We start from the raw sequence: 19,532 nt of genomic DNA, 5'->3' as shown, positions 1-19,532 counted from the left end.
ATCTAGTTAATTACCAACTATACAAACTTTTGAATCTTAGCAATAATATTTATTGCTGGGTTTATTCATATAAAACATTTATTCAGTATGCCAATCATTGGAGAAATTATAAAAAGATCTGTTGAAGCCGTAGACAAGATTTTTACAAATTCAGACCCTAAAGAAGCTCAGGAAAAAGCGTTGGAATCATTGTTGTCCAAAGCAAAAAACACATCTTTTGGTAAGTATTATCAATTTGAAAAGATACTTAAGTCAGAAAATATAAGAGAAGAATTTGCTAAGGAAGTTCCTTATTTTGATTACGATCAACTTCGAGAAGAATGGTGGCAGAAAGTAATAGATGGAGGTGAGGACGTAACTTGGCCAGGAAAAGTTAAATTTTTTGCAGTCTCAAGTGGTACCACAAGTACCAAAAAACACATTCCTGTGACGGATGATATGCTTCAGTCAATAAGAAGAGCTGGTATGCAACAGATCAAAGGGATAGCTGATTTTGATTTGCCTGCCGAATTTTTCGAGAAAGAAATTTTGATGTTTGGCAGTAGTACAAACCTTAAAGAGGTCAATGGACATTTTGAAGGAGAGATTAGTGGGATTAGTGCAAGTCAGATTCCATTTTGGTTTGAAGGATTTTATCGACCTGGAAAGGAAATTTCCGCTATTGACGACTGGGATCAGAGAGTTGAAGAACTGGCAAAGGAATCTACAAATTGGGATATAGGAGCGATCTCTGGCATACCTTCCTGGATAGAGTTGATGATCAAAAAAGTAATCGAATACAACAATGCTGAAACAATCCATGATGTATGGCCGAATTTTCAGGTTTATACTTCTGGTGGAGTAGCATTTGAGCCATATAGGAAATCATTTGAAAAACTGTGTGGTAGGGAAATTGTTGTAATCGATACATACTTGGCTTCTGAAGGTTATGTTGCTACACAGCTCAGAAAAGAAACTGATTCTATGGCCTTGATTACCGACAATGGGATTTATTTTGAATTTGTACCATTTGTGCCTGAGAACATGGCTGAAGATGGGAGTGTGAATCAAGAAGCGAAATCTGTCAGAATAGAAGACGTAGAAGAAGGGGTAGACTATGTTTTGTTAATAAGCACTGTATCTGGAGCTTGGAGATACATGATAGGAGATACCATAGCTTTTACGGATAAGGGAAAAGGCGAAATTAAAATAACTGGAAGGACCAAGCATTTTCTAAATGTTGTTGGTTCGCAACTTTCTGTAATTCAAATGAATAAAGCTATGGAGCAATTGAGTGATGAATTTGATTGCCAAATAAAAGAGTTCACAGTAGCTGCAATTTTGGAAGAAGGTGATTACCTACACAGATGGTATCTTGGGATAGGAGGTGAGACGAAGGGTAAAGAAAAAGATTTTTCGAGTAGATTAGATGCTATTTTGCAAGAAAACAACAAAAACTACAAGGTAGCAAGAGGAAAAGCACTGAAGAGTGTAGAGGTAAAGATTGTATCTGATGAGATGTTTAGAAAATGGACTGAGGAAACCAAGCAAAAAGGTGGTCAGGTTAAAATTCCTAGAGTTATGAAAGAAAAAGATTTTAGGGAGTGGGAAGAATACGTTGCGAAAACTAAATTTTAATCGGTGTTTTGATTTAATCTTTGAGTGATTTGTTCTCCATCAAATACATAATCTCTTCTGGTGGTAGATATAGTTTATTGATCTTTTGAATATACTTTTCAGGCATCCCAGCTTGATAAAGTATAAAATCCTTGGTGGCTAAGATGTAGTCGCCAAGCCCATGATCTACTGCATATGTGTCTGCAACTCTTTCTGCGGAAATGATGAAGCTTTTGGAAGTGAGATAGCCTATGCCAAACAGGATCATAGACCAATTACTTCTGTTCAAATAATCCATAATGTGCCCCAGTTCGTGACCTATCCAACCGATAAGGACGTTTTTTGGGAGCATGTGAATTGGGGTAACTTTTCCTTTCAACGAAAAGAACCTGCTGATTTTGATTATGTAGGTTCTCTTATTTCTTGACCCAAACATTGTGCTGAATTTGGGTTGCGCTTGCATGACTGATTTCCTGATATTTTCGCTCAGTTTAAACTCTATCGTCACGTCAGCAAGGTCTGGATAAAAATCAAGTGCATTAATAATGACAACTTTCAGTTCACTCGGAATACTGTTTTGGATGTATTTGGTATCTGTTAATTGCATGATTAATTATACGAATTTTTGAGGGGTGTATCAAGCTATTCATCAATGGGGGTAACTTATCCTGAAAGTAGGAATAGAAAATGTTATTGCCAAAAAGTAAAATGAAGTTGTTGAAAGAAATTAATTCATTTCCTGTTCATTATTTATTTTTTGAAGTGGTTTATCCCAGTTAAATGTGGCAGAAATTGGATAATGGTCAGAATAGTCAACTTCTCTGTGAGTCTTGAAACGCTCAACTTGAAGAATATCATCATAGAAGATATTGTCAATTCTCAAGAAAAACAGAACTTTATTATATGTAAATCCAAATCCTCTTCCTGCTGTTTCAAATGCGTTTTTCATTAATTTTCTTAAAGAAAAATAAGTGTAGCTGTAAGGTACGTCATTGAAATCTCCAACGAGTATATTTGCATATGGACTGTTCCTCATATGTTCTTTGAGGATTTCCAGTTGTGAAGCCCTAATGATTTGCCCACGCTTCAATTTGCCAAGGGTTTCTCGGTAGTTTTCTTTGATCCCATCAAGATTGCTTAACCCTTCAGAAGAGATACTCATAGATTCTAAGTGGGCATTATAAATCCTCACGGTATCTTTTTCTATTTTGACATCAGCGTATATAACTCCATTGGTATTGTTATTTTCAAAAATTCTCCCCTCATTGATTATTGGGTATTTGCTGAAAATTATCATTCCATATGATCTTTTGGTAGGGTTTCCTTCGATGACTTGATAAGAATATTCGTATCCAACATCTGTTCCTATGGCTTTTATGGCATTTTGGGAAGGAGTAGTGTAATCCTGATAAAATTCCTGTAAGCACTTGATATCAGAAGGGTTGTCTCTGAGCCATTTTGTTATGTTTTGAGTGACCGTATTGTGGTCTTCACCATTTTTTGTGTATTTGAGCAGGTGTACATTGTAAGTCAAAACAGAAAGTCCGGAAGGGTTTTCAGCATGGGGATTTAGTTGGAATGTGACACCGACAAATTTCCATCCCAAAACCAAAGCTAGAAGGGGAAGAAATGCTAATTTTCTTTTTGCGAAAGCTAATAAAAAGAAAAATAGTAGGTTTAAAATAATCAACAGGGGAATCAAGAGTGTCAAAAGACCTGCATAGGGAAAAAACTCTGGTGAGATGTACACACTGAAAAAAAGAATAAGCGAGAAGCAAAATAAAATGCCAGTCAGAAATCGCAACATGAGTTTTTTTTAAAAATCGAAATTATGTCTTTAACTTGTTCTTTGCAAGCTTTTATTTTCTTTAGCTTTGTTCTAATTACCTTTACTTATTAAACCACAGCAAATAAAATTTATTATGATGAAGAAAAATTTAATTTTATTATTTTCAATGGCAGCTTTTTTTTATGCTTGTAATCCAACGAAAAATAATGAAGCCGATGATACGAAAAAGGAAACCCAAGCTGAAATAGCAGGAGATTGGATACAGCTGTTTAATGGAGAAGATTTGGATGATTGGTTGATAAAGATTTCCAAGCATGAGTTAAATGATAATTTTGCCAATACATTTAGAGTAGAAGATGGTTTGATGAAAGTCAGATATGATGGTTATGATCAATTTGACAAACAATATGGACACATTTTTTACAAAGATCCTTTTTCATATTATCTGTTGAGAGTTGAGTATAGATTTGTGGGAGAACAAGCTGAAGGTGGTGAGGGTTGGGCTACTAGAAACAGTGGGGCAATGTTACATTCTCAAGATCCTTCCACAATGATGGTTGACCAAGATTTTCCAATTTCCATCGAAGGACAAATGCTTGGTGGAGATGGAGAAAATCCAAGGCCTACTAGCAACCTTTGTACTCCAGGTACAAATGTGGTTATAGATGGAGAGTTGTTTACACCACATTGTGTGACAGCCAATTCCAAGACTTATCATGGAGAACAGTGGGTGACAGCTGAATTTTTGGTATTAGGAGATTCTGTAGTTCACCATATTTTGGAAGGGGAAAAAGTGTTGACTTATCACAGTCCGCAGATTGGTGGTGATAATGTAAATCCATTTGATCCAGGAGTAAAGATTGATGGTAAGCCTTTGAAATCAGGCTACATCTCACTTCAGAGTGAAAGCCATCCTATTGATTTTAGAAAAGTTGAGCTTTTTGATTTGGCTCCTTATTCTGAAAGTAAGGAAAAACTTCAGAAAGTAATAGAAAAGATTACAAAGTGAAAATAATATGATGCAGGGTAGGAGACTACTCTGCATCATGTCTTTTGGGGATGTCAGGATTGATAAATGTAAAGCCTCTTGCTTCATTTCCTTCATAAAAGTCAATCTGCATTCCCATCAAAAACATCACATGCTTTTTTTCGATCAATACTGGGATTTGGTCTATGGTGAACTGTTGATCGCCATCTTTAAGTTTGTCAAATCCTAAAGCATACGACATCCCTCCACAGCCACCTCCTTTAACACCTACACGAAGTGAATAGTCTTTCGGGATATTCTTATTTGACATGATATTTTTTATCTCGTCTTGTGCTTTTTCTGTAATGGTTACTGGTATGATCATTCCTAACAAATAGAATTTATTGAATTTGGGTTCATTTTCTTACCCAAAAGTAATTAAATCATATGATTATCCACAATTACACCAGGAGGTAAATTTGAGAATGTCTCAAGGGGATAATGGTAATTGGTTATTAGTAGATAAGTTATCAGTTCATCAAATGATCTGAAATATATCATTTTGTTTGGATACTGAAAAGAAAGCGGATATTTATATTAATCATATCACTTTCATTAAATGTATTATAAATGATCCTTTGTTTTTTCAAAAAGTTAGTATTTACAGGATCTTTGGTTTGAAAATGAAACCACTTGCTAAAATAAACATACTTTAAATAAAATAATGGTTTAAAAATTAACTTATATTATTTATATTAACAGAAAATTTAGAGATATAGGTTTTAAAATATCCTTATAACTTAAGTTTTGTCGCCCAAAAAACCTTTTTGTATAACATTTTAAGCCCTTGCTATTTGTTATAAGACCTTTGTTGCAATTCTAACACCCATTTATATGAATAAGTCAATCAATAGAAGAAATTGGATTAAGTCATCACTATTAGGTCTAGGAGCCTTGACAGTGAGCCCCGCAATTGCGTTTAGCAGAAAAGACTCTGGTCTTCATGCTTATTTGCCAGAAAGTACCCTTAAAGAATATATACCCACATATAATTACGACGAGTCTAGAATTATGGCTAGACTTTCAGCAAATGAAAATCCGTACGGACCATCCCCAAAAGTCATTCAGGCAATTACAGAATCTATTAGCTCTGGGAACAGATATGGTCACCAAGATGCATCGACTTTGATAAGCATGATAGCCGAGAAAGAAGGAGTGAGTAAAGATCATATCATGCTTGGTCCAGGTTCGTCGGATTTGCTGGAGAAGACTGCCTTTGTTTCTTTTAGCAATGGAGGGAATATAGTATCGGCAGATCCTGCCTACATGTCCATTATCAGCACAGCAAGATCTCTGGGAGCCACATGGAAACCGGTTCCATTGACGAAAGATTATGCGCACGACCTAGATCAAATGGCAAAGGCTGTAGACTCAGAGACAAAATTGGTCTATGTATGTAATCCAAACAACCCAACCGGATCGGTTACAGATCCTGTGAAGCTTAAAGCATTCTGTGCTTCTGTTTCAAAAAGTATTCCTGTGTTTGTAGATGAAGCATATTTGGAATTTTTGGACCAGCCAGATTCAAATACTATGGTTGGTTTGGTAGCAGAGGGGAAGGATGTGATTGTAGCAAGGACTTTCTCAAAAATCCACGGAATGGCTGGTTTGAGAATCGGCTACATAGTTGCCCAGCCTGAAAGAATCAAGTCTATTACTAGCAAAGTAAGAAGTACTATGGGACTTTGTGTTACTTCACTCAAAGGAGCTATAGTAAGTATGCAAGATCAGGAGTTTTTGGAAGATTGTAGAAAAAAGAATGCTGAATGCAGGGATTTTGTCAATACTGAGATTTCTGCTTTAGGCTATGATGTTATTCCTTCCCAAACCAGTTTTCTAATATTCCCTATCGCAATGGAAGGGCAGGAATTCATGAAAAGCATGTATGATTCGGGTGTTGGAATTAGAGTTTTTGAAATTAATGACAAACCATGGTGTAGAGTAAGTATGGGAACTCGAGAGGAAATGGAGTATTTCGTGGATTCCTTCAAAAAAGTGACAGTTTAAAAACATAATTTCAATGAGTATCGCACTGCAAAAGACATTGTCATTAATTTTACTAATAATACTTGGATTGTTTTTGAAAAGGAAATTTGTTACCCCTGATCAAAACAAAGGGATCAAAACCATTATATTAGATATTGCTTTGCCCGCAATGATTTTTGTGGCTTTGTTAAAAATAGAGATTAATCCAGATTTATTGATATTGCCTGTTTTGGCTTTGGTATTCAATATCATCTTACTCCTCTTTACCAGGTATACTATGCCTGTTTTTGGAATCGAAAACAACTCTGCATCCATGAGGACATTGATGCTTTTGATTCCTTCTCTTGCTCCAGGTTTGACTTGTTTTCCATTTGTGGTAGAATATTTAGGAGATGATGTATTGGCTTGGGCGGCATTATCAGATATTGGGAATAAAGTGTTTGTACTGATCGCGGCGTATATGTTGGCTATGTCTTGGTTTTACAAAAACCATCAGTTGAAATCTAGGTCAAATGTTCAAAAGATCAAAGAGTTATTAGTTTCTATGATCAAGGAGCCTATTAATTTGGTCATTATCACAGCCATCATTCTGTTGAGTATCGGAGTGAATCTTGATACAATGCCCATATTTCTCAGTGATGCAATTCTGATGATGAAAAATATGATGACACCTTTGGTTTTGCTCTTTATTGGCATAGCTGTGGTATTCAAATGGGCACAGTTGAGGATGATTACTGCACTTTTGGTCTTTAGGGCAGGTTTTATCTTTATGTTGAGTGGGATATTTGTATTATTAGTTCCTCTTCCAAATGAAGCAGCAATACTATTGGCTGTAGTATTTCCACAGAGTGCTGTTAGCTTTTGGCCGTTTGCACATATGTCTGCTGTAAGGTCACTAGAGTTGAAAAATAAAGATTTGGAAAAGAGGCCTACTTTTGACTTAGAGCTTGGTATTAATGTACTAGCTGTTTCTATGCCGTTCAGTACTTTGCTAATTTTAGGAGTTTTTACTTCAGGAACATACTTTACAAATCCATATCATATTCTTTTGTTTGGAGCGATAATGCTAAGTATTGCGGTGATTCCTAAGATAATTTATTGGATTAGAAATACAGAAATCGGTTTGGATTCTCTTACCGAAAAAAAATTAGACGATAGCAGAGCTGAATAGTTAAAGAAATTTAAGAATAGTGGTTTACAAGGTTTGATAGCAAATAAGCCTCCGCATATTGTGGAGGCTTATTTTATTCAGCGTTTGTAAGATCACGACTTAAGTTTTCTGCAAGTTTATTTGAAGTAGAGCTTATTAATAGCTTGTTGGTTTTTTCAATGCAGATAAATGTAGTGGTAGTCCAAAGAGCTCAAATCGTCCTTCAGACCATTTCTTGTTTTGCTTTCAACAATCAAGAGAACATGAAAATTATTGAATTCAAGTAATTACCATTGAATGGATAGAAGTCATTTCATTAACAACACCGTCAAGATTTTCGTTTAATTGATTCTGCCGAATCCCCAGCTTAGACCAATATGGAAATCAGCTTGTTTGGAGTCTGCTGTAAATCCAGTCAAAATCGAATTACTACCTACAAAGAACCCTCCAAATCTCAATCCTAAACCACCATTGATACCTGCAATTTCTGTCTTAGACCAAGGTGAATAAACTTCAAGTTTCCCGAACACCAATCTTGGTGTAATTACGAGTAAATTTTGTGAAGAAAGCTGTTGGTTGGCATTGTCATCTCCAAATCTCTGCTGAGCAAAAGCACTTGCATGAAGGATTCCGATTATTTTCATTTCTGCATATGCTGAAATTACTGATGGTAAACTTGTTTTGATACCATCTCTCTCCGATTCTTTCGTGAAAAATCTACTTGCCAATATCTGTGATTCTATTTCTTCAGGATTTCCAGCTAGTTGATCTAACCTGAAAAATTCTCCTTCTTCAATCTTCATTCGGTAGGTATTGTTCACTTGCCCTTGCCCAAAGGTCATGCTGCCAAGATTTCTTATGGATAATCCTGTATTGAGCCTTGTTTGGCCATTATTGTCTTTCAATTGATAGTTGCCTCCAAAATCAAAACCAAAACCATTTATTTTTCCAAAGTTGAAGCCATTTGAGCCAAGGTTAAAGTTACTGCCATTGAAGTCAGATTCAGAATAGCTTAAGTTCAAAGTCCCTTCTGATTTAGTAAGACTTACTTCAAAATCATCTTGGATAATCACAGCTCTTAGTTTATCCATTCCGAAGTTGGCATATGTTCCAGGGAAAAGAAGTTTTGCACTGATACCTGCAGAGAATTTATGCCTGTCATTTTCAAAAATCTCTCTACCTACCGTAAAGCCCATTTCAGCCCATCCTGTTGCATTTGCTCTTTGATTGTATTCACTTGTGATAGAAGTGATACTACTTCTGCTTTCGAATTCAATATCTAGAACTGATATCCCAAGTGTAGGGTCCAAATCTATAATATCAGCTTTTGCAAAGGCTTGGGTAGTAAAACCAAACGCCCATTTTCCGGATTTGATTCCAACTGAAGGACCTAAGATCGATGCTTCAGTTCTCATATTTACAGGACCATTTGCCCTCAAAAATGCAACATCAACAACATCATTTCCAAAATCTATGATATCCCCAAAGGATATGATATTATTTCCTACTGACGCATTGATAGAAAAAATATTGACTTCTACATTTTTATTTAAATTGTTGATTTCAGCGGGATTCATTATGCTGCTTATCATTCCTTTTCTTGGACTATTTTGTATTCCTATAAAGGGAGTCTGGGCAAAAGTAACAAGGCTTAACCCAAACAGAATGTATAGCGTGAGTAGTTGTTTTTTCATCTATATGAATTTGATTTTGGAGTATAATTAACTATGGACGGTAAAAATAAAGAAAAAAGGAAGACATTCACTTGCCCTCCTTTCTTTAATCATTAAATTGATTGTTATTATTTCTTATAAATTATACCCTAACTCAATATAATTATCTAATTTTCATATTGAGCCTACACCTAGAAGCACTTTTTTAAGCAGAAAAGTGATTTTAAACCAAATTAAATTTAGTGTTTCGCTGTTTAAATACTTTTTGATGTGTACTTAATCTTCCAATTTTCCAATCCGCCACTGCAGACAAGTTTTTAAAATCACCCAATCTTCTAAACCTCTTTGACTTCAGCTGTCAACTTTTGTAATGAATCTTTTGCATCTCCAAAAAGCATTCTTGTTTTGGGATAGAAGAACAATTCATTTTCAATGCCCGCATAACCAGCACTCATTCCTCTTTTTAGAATGATGACATTTTTGGCTTGATCTACTTCCAAAATAGGCATGCCATAAATAGGGGAGGAAGGGTCCTTTTTAGCAGCTGGGTTCACGACATCATTTGCACCTATGACCACTACCACATCTGTGTTTGCCATTCTTGGGTTGACTTCTTCCATTTCCTGCATTCTTTCGTATGGAACATCAGCTTCAGCTAATAGTACGTTCATATGACCTGGCATTCTACCAGCCACTGGATGGATTGCATAATTTACTGTAACTCCTTTTTCTTCCAGCAATTGTTCCAATTCATGGCAAATGTGCTGAGCTTGTGCTACTGCCAAACCATAGCCAGGTACAATGACCACATTTTGGGAATAGGAAAGTAAAACGGCTGTATCTGAAATGCTGATTTCTTTGGCTGTTTGTTCACCAACTTCTCCTTTGGCACCTGATGCTTTTGTTCCTCCAAATGCTCCTAGAAGAACATTCGTCAACGACCTATTCATTGCTTTACACATCAGGATCGTAAGGATGGTTCCTGCCGAACCAACCAAAATACCTCCTGTGAGCATCGCTTTGTTTCCATAAAGGAATCCTCCAAATGCTGCTGCGACACCTGTAAATGAGTTGAGTAATGAAATCACTACTGGCATATCTGCTCCACCAATTGGCATCACAAACAGAATCCCGTAAACCAAGGCAACTACCAAAAGAATATAAAAGAGAGTGGAATCACCATAGCCTAACATTTGATAGATTGTCAGTGCGACAATTGTGAAAAGCATGACCACGTTGATCAATTGATTCATCGGGAGCACTTTGTCTTTGATTTTCCCTTCTAATTTGCCATATGCTATCATAGAGCCTGAAAATGAAACCGATCCGATGATCAACCCTAATAGCATCACCAAGAACTCTCCGTCAAAACTATTTCCAATTCCCACTTCATGGTTTTGAAACTCAATGATTGCGATCAATGCAGCACAAGCTCCACCCATTCCATTGAAGAAAGACACCATCTGCGGCATGGCCGTCATTTGTACTTTTTTTGCCATCATGGTTCCGATTATCGTTCCAACTAACAAACCCAAGGCGATCAATCCATAATTGATCAATTTAGAATTATCAAATGGCTGATAAATGGTAATAGTAGCAATCACAGCAATCAGCATTCCCACAGCTGCAATCAAATTCCCCTTTCTAGCGGACTCAGGATGACTGAGCATTTTTAACCCAATTACAAAGGTTAATGAGGCAATCAGATATATGATTTCAAGTATATTTATACTCATGATTTTTTCGGTTTTTTCTTAAACATCTCCAACATTCTATCGGTCACCACAAATCCACCTACCACATTCAAAGTTCCCATGACAACTGCCAAAAAGCCAACGATCAAAGAAGGATAATTGTCAGGGGCGGCGTGCAACATGACGATGATTGCACCGACCACTACGACACCATGAATGGCATTTGCACCCGACATCAAAGGTGTGTGGAGGATTGCCGGAACATTAGAAATCACTTCTACTCCTAGTAAAATAGCGAGAATCAGGAAATAGATCATTTCCATATTTTCTCCAATAAAATTCAATGATTCTTCCATTTCTATTTTGTTAACATTTCAGAGATTCGGGAATTGACAGCTTCACCAGCATGACATACACATGTTCCCTTTACGATGTCATCTTCGAAGTTGAGGTTGATTTCACCATCCTTGATGATTAGTTTCAAAAAATTGAGGTAGTTTTTGCCATACATTTTACTGGCATCTTGAGGTAATTCAGAAGCAATATTTCCAACTCCAATTATCTTGACACCGTTTATTTCTATCGATTTATCTGGCTGAGTCAATGCGCAATTTCCTCCAGAAGAAGCTGCAAGATCTACGATTACGGATCCTGGCTTCATCGCTAATACTGTTCGTTCTTCGACTAGAAGAGGAGCTTTTCTACCTGGAATCTGAGCCGTAGTGATGATAACATCGGATTTGGCTGCGTATTCATGGATGGTGTCCTTTTGCTTTTGGATAAATTCCGGGGTTTGTTCTACAGCATAACCGCCAGCAGCTTTATCTTCTTTGGCACCCTCTACATCTACGAACTTTGCTCCGAGGGAGAGGACTTCCTCTTTGGCGGCTTGCCTGACATCGAATGCCGAAACCGAGCCACCAAGTCTCTTAGCGGTAGCAATGGCCTGCAATCCAGCCACTCCAGCACCCAAGATCAGTACTTTGGCAGGTGTAATACTTCCTGCTGCCGTCATAAACATTGGGAAAAAGCGGGGCAAACTGCTAGCTGCTAACAGCACTGCTTTATATCCTGTTACAGTTGCCATGGAGGAAAGTACATCCATACTTTGAGCTCTTGTGGTTCTAGGGACAAGTTCCATACTGAATGCTGTCCTTTTTTCTTTGATAAGAAATTTGGTTAAATCAGGATTGAATAGCGCACCCATTTGTCCTAACAGTACAGATTCTGGTTTCATTTTTAAAATTTCTTCCTGAAGAAGTGGCTGTATACCACATATCATGTCAGATTCAGCAAGGACTTCCTCTCTCGATTTGATGGAAGCACCTACGGCTACATAGGAAGGATTGTCAGCAAACGCAGAAAGCCCTGCATCTGATTCAATTATGACTTGTGTTCCCCAAGAAATAAGGGTTTTGACAGCCTCCGGAAGCAAAGCGACTCTAGCTTCTTCTTGTGGCTCTTTTAATATTCCTATTGTCATGTGTGAAAAGGTGTTGAGAAAATTCTAATCAAATGCCTGATAAAGACAAAATTTATTTTTTTTAATAACGAAAGTTGAAGATTGAACTTTCATTTCTTAAAGCTATTAAAAAGAAAAAGAAATAAAAGTTTATTCATTACAAAAAGACTGTAGAAATCTTGTTTTTTGGTTTAAAAAATCGAAATAAAAGTATCCTTTGAAATTTTATTTCGTAAAAATGGTATTTCTCATGATGGGAAGTGACCTTTATTGATTTTTTTGATGTTTAATAAAAATAGAAATATTGTAATCAACACTTTTATTTTTCCCTTCAAAAGTGCCAAAGTTCATGCGCTTTTGAAGGGTTTTGTAATTGCTGGCTGTCGTTGGCCAATGAGTATCAGCAATTCAATAAAGTCTTTTCTTATCCAAAGTACAAAATAGCATATACTTGCAAGCTATTTTTATCGAAGATGTTAAAGATTATATACTAATTCTCAAACAAACCAATCGTCCCACCAACCCAATCTTTATCTTTATTGAATTTTACGCCTATCATTTCCCCTCTGCTCAATCTAACCAAATTTGCCATAAATGTAGGTTCTGCATCTTTTTCTGGCCAAACCAAAAGCATCCTGACTTCCGCTTTCACTTTGGCATCTGGGGCTTGGAGGATAGGGGTGTAGTTGACTTTTTTCTGTAAAATATAAAGGTCTTTTTCTTTGACGGCTTCGATATCTGATTTTTTGACATGGAAGATTACACCACTTCCTGAAAATGAAAAGAGTGGTTTCAAAACATAATTTTCCAAATCTTCTGGAATTGACTCCAATTCGCTTAAAAGTGTAGAATCAATGAAATATGGGCCTTTTAGATAAGGAAGAATATATTTGCTGATTCTGAAAAACCAATTTGGATGGCCTGCCCATTCTATTTCCAAATCATCCTTAAAGTCAAAATCCAATTTTAAATCTGTCCGTAAGTCCAATTCATCAAAAATAACTCTGTTGTAAATACGGTGAATCTGAATTTCCAGACCTTCTTTATCCTTGTAATAGAGTTTTTTTCCTTTTTTGATAATATCGGTAACACAAATAGTCGGAATAGAAATATCTCTGCTACAATAATAGAAATCTATCTTCGTATTTTGCTTTTCAGGCTCGATTTCTAGAAGAATGACATTTTTCGAGTCATGACCATTCAGGATAACCTCACGTAGTTTTTCTAAATAGGATTTCGAATTCAAGCCGTTAAAATAAGGGCTGAGTCCTTCCAAAAAAGGATAATGCTTTTTAAATTTTTCGTATAAATTTTGCTGAAAATTGAAAACTGATGGAAATCCCTGTACTTCGATGAGTTTCGGTAGGATCTCGCCATTTTCTTCACAGATTCCAAAATCTACAGCCAAAAATTGCGTATGGCTATCTTCGTTTGGAACTTCTGTATTTAAATCTAAGGCACGCTGGGTGTTTTTTTTGAACTCTGGGCTTTTGATAAATTCAACAACCTGATTAGTTCCTTCGATTAATTGGTTTTTCAGGTTTTTTGAAATAAAAAAGGGAGATTCAGCAATACGGAAAGTAGGCAAGTAGTTGAAATCTTTAATGATATCTTGAATAAATTCCTGATGTTTTTCCGGACTGAATTCTCTATTGAAAAGCGATCTATATTGCTGAATCATAATTGTTTATTGTTGAAAAATCAAAGCTTGTTCTTTTATTTGGTTTATTGCATTATTAAGGAAATTTGGGATGAGTGTTTCATTGGTTTTGTAGATCTTATCTTCATCCATCAAATGTTCAAGCATAGTCCTGTATTTTGCTTTCCCCTTTCTGGAAATGATCTTTTGCTTGATCTCTTCCTTTCTCAAGTGGTTCATAAAGCTAACTGGGTCAGCTTCAGGATGGAATTGAGTACCTACTATTTCAGGGGAAAACCTAATTGCCATCAAAGCTCTTTCATATTCAAGATGGGTTCTGATTTTTTCCAAAGCAATGATTTTCGCTCCCATTTCCTTGAATTTTTTGTGTTTGGGTTGCGTCACTTGATAATCTCTTGAATCTATTGCCCAAAATGGGTTGCCGAGATTTTCAAACAATGGATCATAATAGCCAGCTTCTGTTTTGTGAATTGACATTACACCAAATGAGGTTGATTTCCTTTTCGAAAGCGTAGCCAAACCAAAGGAATGTACTGCCATCTGAAATGAATGACAGATCAATAGAAGATGCTTCTTTTTTATGTTGGTTTTATTCCATTCCAGCAGCTCGTGAAGAAAAATGCTGTTTTTTACTTCCCAAACTCCATTTCCTTCAAGAGGATCTCCTGGTCCACCGGTAGAGATGTATAGGTCATGATCCTCCAATTTTGGGAGTTCAGCTTTTCCCCTTACATCATATACTGTGAATACAAGATCCTGCTCAAATCTCCCAATAATATCCTTAATGCAACGCATGCCCTGATTGGGCTCCCCGTCATACATGTCCAATATGGCTACATTAATCATCTTTTGTTTTTTTGTTTTTCGCAAAGATAGGTCGATAAATTAATGCAAACTCAAATCCCCTTGGTAAATTGATCAGTAATGAAATCCACTACACGGTTTAGGTCATTTGTTTCTTCCCAAACTTTCAGCTGTTTGTCAGCCCCTGTACCTCCGGCCAAGATTTTATGCACATGGTTGATTTCCTCTCTACTTCCTAATTCATCCACTACATCGTCTACGAAGTCTAACAATTCATACATGAGTTCCTTATACTCGACTTCTTTGTTTTCACCAAAATCGATCATCTTCCCTTCGATCCCATATCTGGCTGCCCTGAATTTGTTTTCACGAATCAATGCTATCCTGTAGATATTGAAGCTTGTGTTGGAAAGATTCATTTTGTATAGCTTGGCAACTACCGCTTGAATCAATGCAACAATACAAATGGTTTCTTCGACTGTCAGGCACATATCACAAATCCTAAATTCGATCGTGCTGAAAAATGGATGCATCCTCAAATCCCACCAGATTTTTTTTGGATTGTCAATACAATTGGTTTTTACCAAAGTTTCTAAGTAACTATCATAAGATTGGACCGAGTCAAAATACTCAGGCAAGCCAGTTCTAGGAAATTTGGCAAAAACCTTAGCTCTATAAGCCTTAAATCCAGTATTTCTTCCTTCCCAAAATGGAGAATTTGCAGACAATGCATAAATGTGAGGAAGAAAATAACAAGCCTGATTCATGATTTTCAGGGCTATATCACGATTTTCTATCCCTACATGCACGTGCAACCCAAAAATCAGGTTGCCACGTGCAGTGTCTTGTAATTCATTGATAATGTGATGGTAGCGAGGGTCGTCTGTAATCGCTTGTTCTTGCCATCTTGAAAATGGATGTGTGCCTGATGCTCCGACGATCAAATCCTGCTTTGCGGCAAGTTCAACAATTTTGTGCCTCAGAAAGGCGACTTCCTTTTTCGCATCTGCTACATTGTTACAGATATTTGTTCCCACTTCCACCACTGATTGGTGCATTTCAGATTTTACCTGCTCTTTCAGAAAAATCTTTGCGCCATCCACAATCTTAGACATGTGCGAGCGGAGGTCTCTTGTTACCGGATCAATGATCTGATACTCTTCTTCAACTCCTAGTGTAAAAACAGGTAATTTTTTCATCAGTTTAAAATTTGTATATCGTTCTGAATATTTTAAAAACTAGTGTAGGAAATTAAAAAAATCAGACAAGGTGATTGATTTAATTGCCATGAAATTGATTTTAAAAACGTTTTGCCGCACTTACAGCATCTTTCATAAATGTACCCCAAGTAAGGTTGATTTTTCCTGGCTTTTGGTTTTTGGCATATGCAATGGCCATCTTTGCAGCTTCTTCCACTACCCACTCAAAATTCTCTTCTCCCACTGAATTGATATCAGCATCAGGTGCTGGATTACCAAAATCTATTGCGTAAGGAATACCATCTCTCACTGCGAACTCCACGGTATTGAAATCATACCCCAAGCCTTTGCAAAGTACCAAAGTGTATTCTTTTACTTTGGCAAGCAATTTTTTGGATACTGGAGGTCCGTCAATTACGTAGCGGAGATGATGTGGATTTCTTGGTTCGTATTGCATAATTCTCACCGCTTTTCCACCCAAACAATACACTCTGAAATATTCAGTAAACACAATTTCTTCCTGGAGCATCATGACTAACTGACCAGTTTCCTGATGTTTTTGGAAGAATTCTTCCTTGTTTTCCAGTCGGTATACATTTTTCCAACCACCACCTGCGTAAGGCTTCATGTAAGCTGGGAACTTGACATATTCAAATATTCCTTCCCAGTCTAATGGTAGAGCCAAATTCCTAAATGACTTGGCAGTAGTATCAGTTGGATGCTGAGCAGATGGCAATATTACAGTATTAGGCAAGGGTACACCCAAAGTATCAGCTAGTGCATTGTTGAAGAATTTGTCATCAGCAGACCACCAAAATGGGTTGTTGATCACAGCAGTGCCAGTCAATGCAGCATTTTTTAGATAAGCTCTATAAAAAGGGACATCTTGAGAAATCCTATCTATGATAACAGCATATTCAGTAAGTTGATTTTGAATGACCTTGTCGATTGTCACGGCTTCAGCAATGATGCCTGTTTCATTTTTTTGATTTACTCTTTCGATAAATGCATGGGGAAAAGTATCTTCCATGCCAAATAGAATTCCTATCTTTTTCATAAAATTTTTTTGAATTTAATTAAATTTGATTCTTGATAAATAATGCGGAAACATCTCTTTCCATAGCGGCCAATCGTGGTTTCTGTCTTTTCTTACATCCAGCCAATGTCTGACACCTCTTTGTTCTAAAATATCGCTTAACTTGATATTTGCATCAAAACAAATGTCCCAGTTTGAAGTACCCAAGACAATGTCCATTTTCCATAATTCATGGTCATGCAGGCCACCCAAAAATTCCAATGGGGAATTATAGAATATATCATCATGGTTGTAACCATACATAAAACTTCTAATATCAAATGCTCCCGACATTGAAAACATATGACTGACATAACCAGGGTGACGGAAGGCAAAATTAGCTGCATGGTATCCTCCAAAACTACAACCTGCCATTACAACCTTTCCCACAGCTGTATTATGTCTGATCCTTTCTACTATCTCATGACAAATCATTTTGTCATAAGCAACATGATTTTGGATCTTATCATGCGGATGAATGCCTTTGTTATAAAAACTGTTTCGGTCATTACTTTCCGGACAAAAGATTTGAATAAGACCTTGCTCTAAAAACCATCTTGACTTTTCGATCAAACCCATGTCTTTGTTTTCATGATAAGAACCCATGGAAGTAGGAAACAGTACAACGGGATAACCTGTATGGCCAAAAACCAACATCTCAACATCTCTATTCAAGTTGGGAGAGTACCATTTAAAATGTTCTTCTTTCATAACTTTAAAATCAATTAATCCTAATAATAAGAGTAATTGCTCAAAGTCAAAAAGAATATCGAAAATAAATTTTTAATCGATAATTAATTCTGTTTTATATTAAAAAAGTATTACAAAACTCTATTTGTAAGCATATGAAAGAAGCAAAATAGTTTAGTTTTATTCCTTAAACCACTTTGCATACATGGGATAGTTCTTGGCTGTTCTTTCGATGACTTCTAGCATTTCGGGGCCAGTGGTCTTCACTTTTTTGGCTGGCATACCTGCATAGATGCTGTTGGCTTCCACGATTGAACCTGCTAGGACGACGGCTCCTGCGGCTATCACTGCCCCTGAATGTATAACAGCATCATCCATTACAATAGCACCCATACCGATCAGGACATTGTCATGAATGGTACAGCCATGCACAATTGCATTGTGGGCGATAGAAACTTTACTGCCTATATATGTTCCAGCTTTTTGATAAGTACAGTGTATTACTGCGCCATCTTGAATATTGGTATCGTCCCCGATTCGGATTTCATGCACATCTCCACGGACGACAGCATTGAACCATACCGTGCAGTTCTTGCCCATGATGACATCTCCAACCACAGTTGCATTATCTGCCAACCAGCAGTTTTCGCCCATTTGGGGACTTTTTCCTTTGATACTTTTGATTAAAGCCATTTGAATTTGTTGGTTTCATTCACAAAGAGCAAATATAAACGTTATAATTTTAAGATAAATGAGGGATTTATTTATCAAAAAAACCTTATATCTTCATTCTTTACAACATTCTAAACCCACTAATACACAAAATTATTACACTCAAATATATTTTTTTTTCAGAGGGATGAACTTTTTCTGAGAATATTGGTTTTCGTGTATATACATTTAAAATCAGAAACTAAAATTCAAACACTAATTATGAAATTATTACAAAAAACAGGTTTTTTCTTGGCGGCAACTTTGATCGCAGTATCTTGTGGTGGACCAAGTGATACAGTTGAAACATCTGATGCTCAGGAAGTAGGAGAAGCTACTGGTAGCTCTTTGGCAATCGATGCAACAGCAAGTAAAGTTGAGTGGAGAGGTTACAAGCCAGCTGGGCAGCATTTTGGATCAATCCCAGTTACTTCTGGTGAATTAGTAGTAGATGGTGATGCTATCACTGGTGGAAAATTCGTATTTGATATCACAGGATTGAAAATCGATGATATCGAAGAGTCAGACGAAAATTATGGTAAGTTATACGGACATCTTCAATCTCCTGATTTCTTTGATGCAGAGAATCATCCACAAGCAGAATTTGAAGTGACTAAAATAGAAACTTACGCTTCTGATGACAAAATCGAAGATACTGAAGAATTCAAAACAGACAATGCCCCTAAGAAAGATTCTGAATTGATCTCTGGTACTCCTACACATTGGATCTCAGGTAACTTGACAATGAGAGGAAATACCAAAAACATCAAATTCCCAGCAGTAGTGTCTATGAACAATGGTGTGGTAACTGCAAAAGCAGGTTTCAACATCGATAGAACAAACTGGGGCTTAATGTACGGTGACGAAAGTTCTGCTACTGACAAAGCTAAGGATCAGTTTATCTACAACAATGTTAGTGTTAACTTTGACATCAAAGCAAACTAAATAAATCATATTTTTAGAATCAGAAAAGAGGAAATCGAAAGGTTTCCTCTTTTTTTGTGTTAAATAGTTAA

18 protein-coding genes are annotated in these 19,532 nt (G+C 36.6%); 5 read left to right on the top strand and 13 right to left on the bottom strand.

What is annotated here, in order from left to right:
* Nucleotides 1-87 precede the first annotated feature (87 nt).
* Nucleotides 88-1,617, top strand: coding sequence for a GH3 family acyl-acid amido synthetase (locus MM236_RS04100; RefSeq protein WP_241273656.1), 1,530 nt, complete (start codon nt 88-90; stop codon nt 1,615-1,617).
* Nucleotides 1,618-1,630: 13 nt separating this feature from the next.
* Here MM236_RS04100 and MM236_RS04095 read toward each other — a convergent pair whose 3' ends face one another.
* A complete protein-coding gene (locus MM236_RS04095; protein ID WP_241273655.1) occupies nt 1,631-2,203 on the bottom strand; it encodes a hypothetical protein in 573 nt (190 codons plus the stop codon).
* A 120-nt stretch (nt 2,204-2,323) separates the two neighbouring features.
* Nucleotides 2,324-3,403: an endonuclease/exonuclease/phosphatase family protein gene (locus MM236_RS04090; protein ID WP_241273654.1), complete on the bottom strand. Its 1,080-nt coding sequence runs from the start codon at nt 3,401-3,403 to the stop codon at nt 2,324-2,326.
* Between the two features lie 148 nt (nt 3,404-3,551).
* On the opposite strand from MM236_RS04090, the gene MM236_RS04085 reads away from it, so the two are divergent.
* Nucleotides 3,552-4,394 (top strand): 3-keto-disaccharide hydrolase, encoded by an 843-nt coding sequence (locus tag MM236_RS04085; protein ID WP_241273653.1) that lies wholly within the window; start codon nt 3,552-3,554, stop codon nt 4,392-4,394.
* Between the two features lie 25 nt (nt 4,395-4,419).
* On the opposite strand, the gene MM236_RS04080 is transcribed toward MM236_RS04085, so the two are convergent.
* Nucleotides 4,420-4,737 (bottom strand): HesB/IscA family protein, encoded by a 318-nt coding sequence (locus MM236_RS04080; protein ID WP_241273652.1) that lies wholly within the window; start codon nt 4,735-4,737, stop codon nt 4,420-4,422.
* Between the two features lie 509 nt (nt 4,738-5,246).
* Here MM236_RS04080 and MM236_RS04075 point away from each other — a divergent pair.
* On the top strand, nt 5,247-6,419 hold the full coding sequence (locus tag MM236_RS04075) for a pyridoxal phosphate-dependent aminotransferase (RefSeq protein WP_241273651.1): 1,173 nt from the start codon (nt 5,247-5,249) through the stop codon (nt 6,417-6,419).
* A gap of 13 nt (nt 6,420-6,432) precedes the next feature.
* Nucleotides 6,433-7,569, top strand: coding sequence for an AEC family transporter (locus tag MM236_RS04070; protein WP_241273650.1), 1,137 nt, complete (start codon nt 6,433-6,435; stop codon nt 7,567-7,569).
* A 320-nt stretch (nt 7,570-7,889) separates the two neighbouring features.
* Here the strand turns inward: MM236_RS04070 and MM236_RS04065 are convergent, their stop codons facing one another.
* The 10 genes from MM236_RS04065 to MM236_RS04020 all read right to left on the bottom strand — a co-directional run bounded on the left by MM236_RS04065 (nt 7,890) and on the right by MM236_RS04020 (nt 18,498).
* Complete coding sequence (locus MM236_RS04065) at nt 7,890-9,242, bottom strand: DUF5723 family protein (RefSeq protein WP_241273649.1); 1,353 nt, start codon at nt 9,240-9,242, stop codon at nt 7,890-7,892.
* A gap of 314 nt (nt 9,243-9,556) precedes the next feature.
* Nucleotides 9,557-10,957, bottom strand: coding sequence for an NAD(P)(+) transhydrogenase (Re/Si-specific) subunit beta (locus MM236_RS04060; RefSeq protein ID WP_241273648.1), 1,401 nt, complete (start codon nt 10,955-10,957; stop codon nt 9,557-9,559).
* Entirely contained in the window at nt 10,954-11,271 is a 318-nt protein-coding gene (locus MM236_RS04055; RefSeq protein ID WP_241273647.1) for an NAD(P) transhydrogenase subunit alpha part 2, read from the bottom strand. The genes MM236_RS04060 and MM236_RS04055 overlap by 4 nt, the downstream gene beginning before the upstream one ends.
* Before the next feature lie 2 nt (nt 11,272-11,273).
* Complete coding sequence (locus tag MM236_RS04050; protein ID WP_241273646.1) at nt 11,274-12,398, bottom strand: Re/Si-specific NAD(P)(+) transhydrogenase subunit alpha; 1,125 nt, start codon at nt 12,396-12,398, stop codon at nt 11,274-11,276.
* Between the two features lie 469 nt (nt 12,399-12,867).
* Nucleotides 12,868-14,058: a hypothetical protein gene (locus MM236_RS04045; protein ID WP_241273645.1), complete on the bottom strand. Its 1,191-nt coding sequence runs from the start codon at nt 14,056-14,058 to the stop codon at nt 12,868-12,870.
* A gap of 6 nt (nt 14,059-14,064) precedes the next feature.
* On the bottom strand, nt 14,065-14,883 hold the full coding sequence (locus MM236_RS04040) for a type 1 glutamine amidotransferase (protein WP_241273644.1): 819 nt from the start codon (nt 14,881-14,883) through the stop codon (nt 14,065-14,067).
* 50 nt (nt 14,884-14,933) lie between these two features.
* Complete coding sequence (locus MM236_RS04035) at nt 14,934-16,040, bottom strand: carboxylate-amine ligase (RefSeq protein WP_241273643.1); 1,107 nt, start codon at nt 16,038-16,040, stop codon at nt 14,934-14,936.
* Nucleotides 16,041-16,140: 100 nt separating this feature from the next.
* A complete protein-coding gene (locus MM236_RS04030; protein WP_241273642.1) occupies nt 16,141-17,097 on the bottom strand; it encodes an ATP-grasp domain-containing protein in 957 nt (318 codons plus the stop codon).
* Nucleotides 17,098-17,112: 15 nt separating this feature from the next.
* A complete protein-coding gene (locus MM236_RS04025; RefSeq protein WP_241273641.1) occupies nt 17,113-17,826 on the bottom strand; it encodes an esterase family protein in 714 nt (237 codons plus the stop codon).
* Nucleotides 17,827-17,985: 159 nt separating this feature from the next.
* Nucleotides 17,986-18,498 (bottom strand): gamma carbonic anhydrase family protein, encoded by a 513-nt coding sequence (locus tag MM236_RS04020; RefSeq protein ID WP_241273640.1) that lies wholly within the window; start codon nt 18,496-18,498, stop codon nt 17,986-17,988.
* Nucleotides 18,499-18,738: 240 nt separating this feature from the next.
* Here MM236_RS04020 and MM236_RS04015 point away from each other — a divergent pair, with 240 nt between their 5' ends.
* The gene (locus tag MM236_RS04015; protein WP_241273639.1) at nt 18,739-19,461 is read left to right on the top strand and encodes a YceI family protein; all 723 of its coding nucleotides are present in this window, start codon (nt 18,739-18,741) and stop codon (nt 19,459-19,461) included.
* Nucleotides 19,462-19,532: the final 71 nt, after the last annotated feature.

Origin of the sequence: Belliella calami, assembly GCF_022549695.1 — a bacterium.
Taxonomy (GTDB): domain Bacteria; phylum Bacteroidota; class Bacteroidia; order Cytophagales; family Cyclobacteriaceae; genus Belliella; species Belliella calami.
Note: the sequence above shows the minus strand (reverse complement) of the source record. Positions and strands in the feature narration are given on the sequence as shown.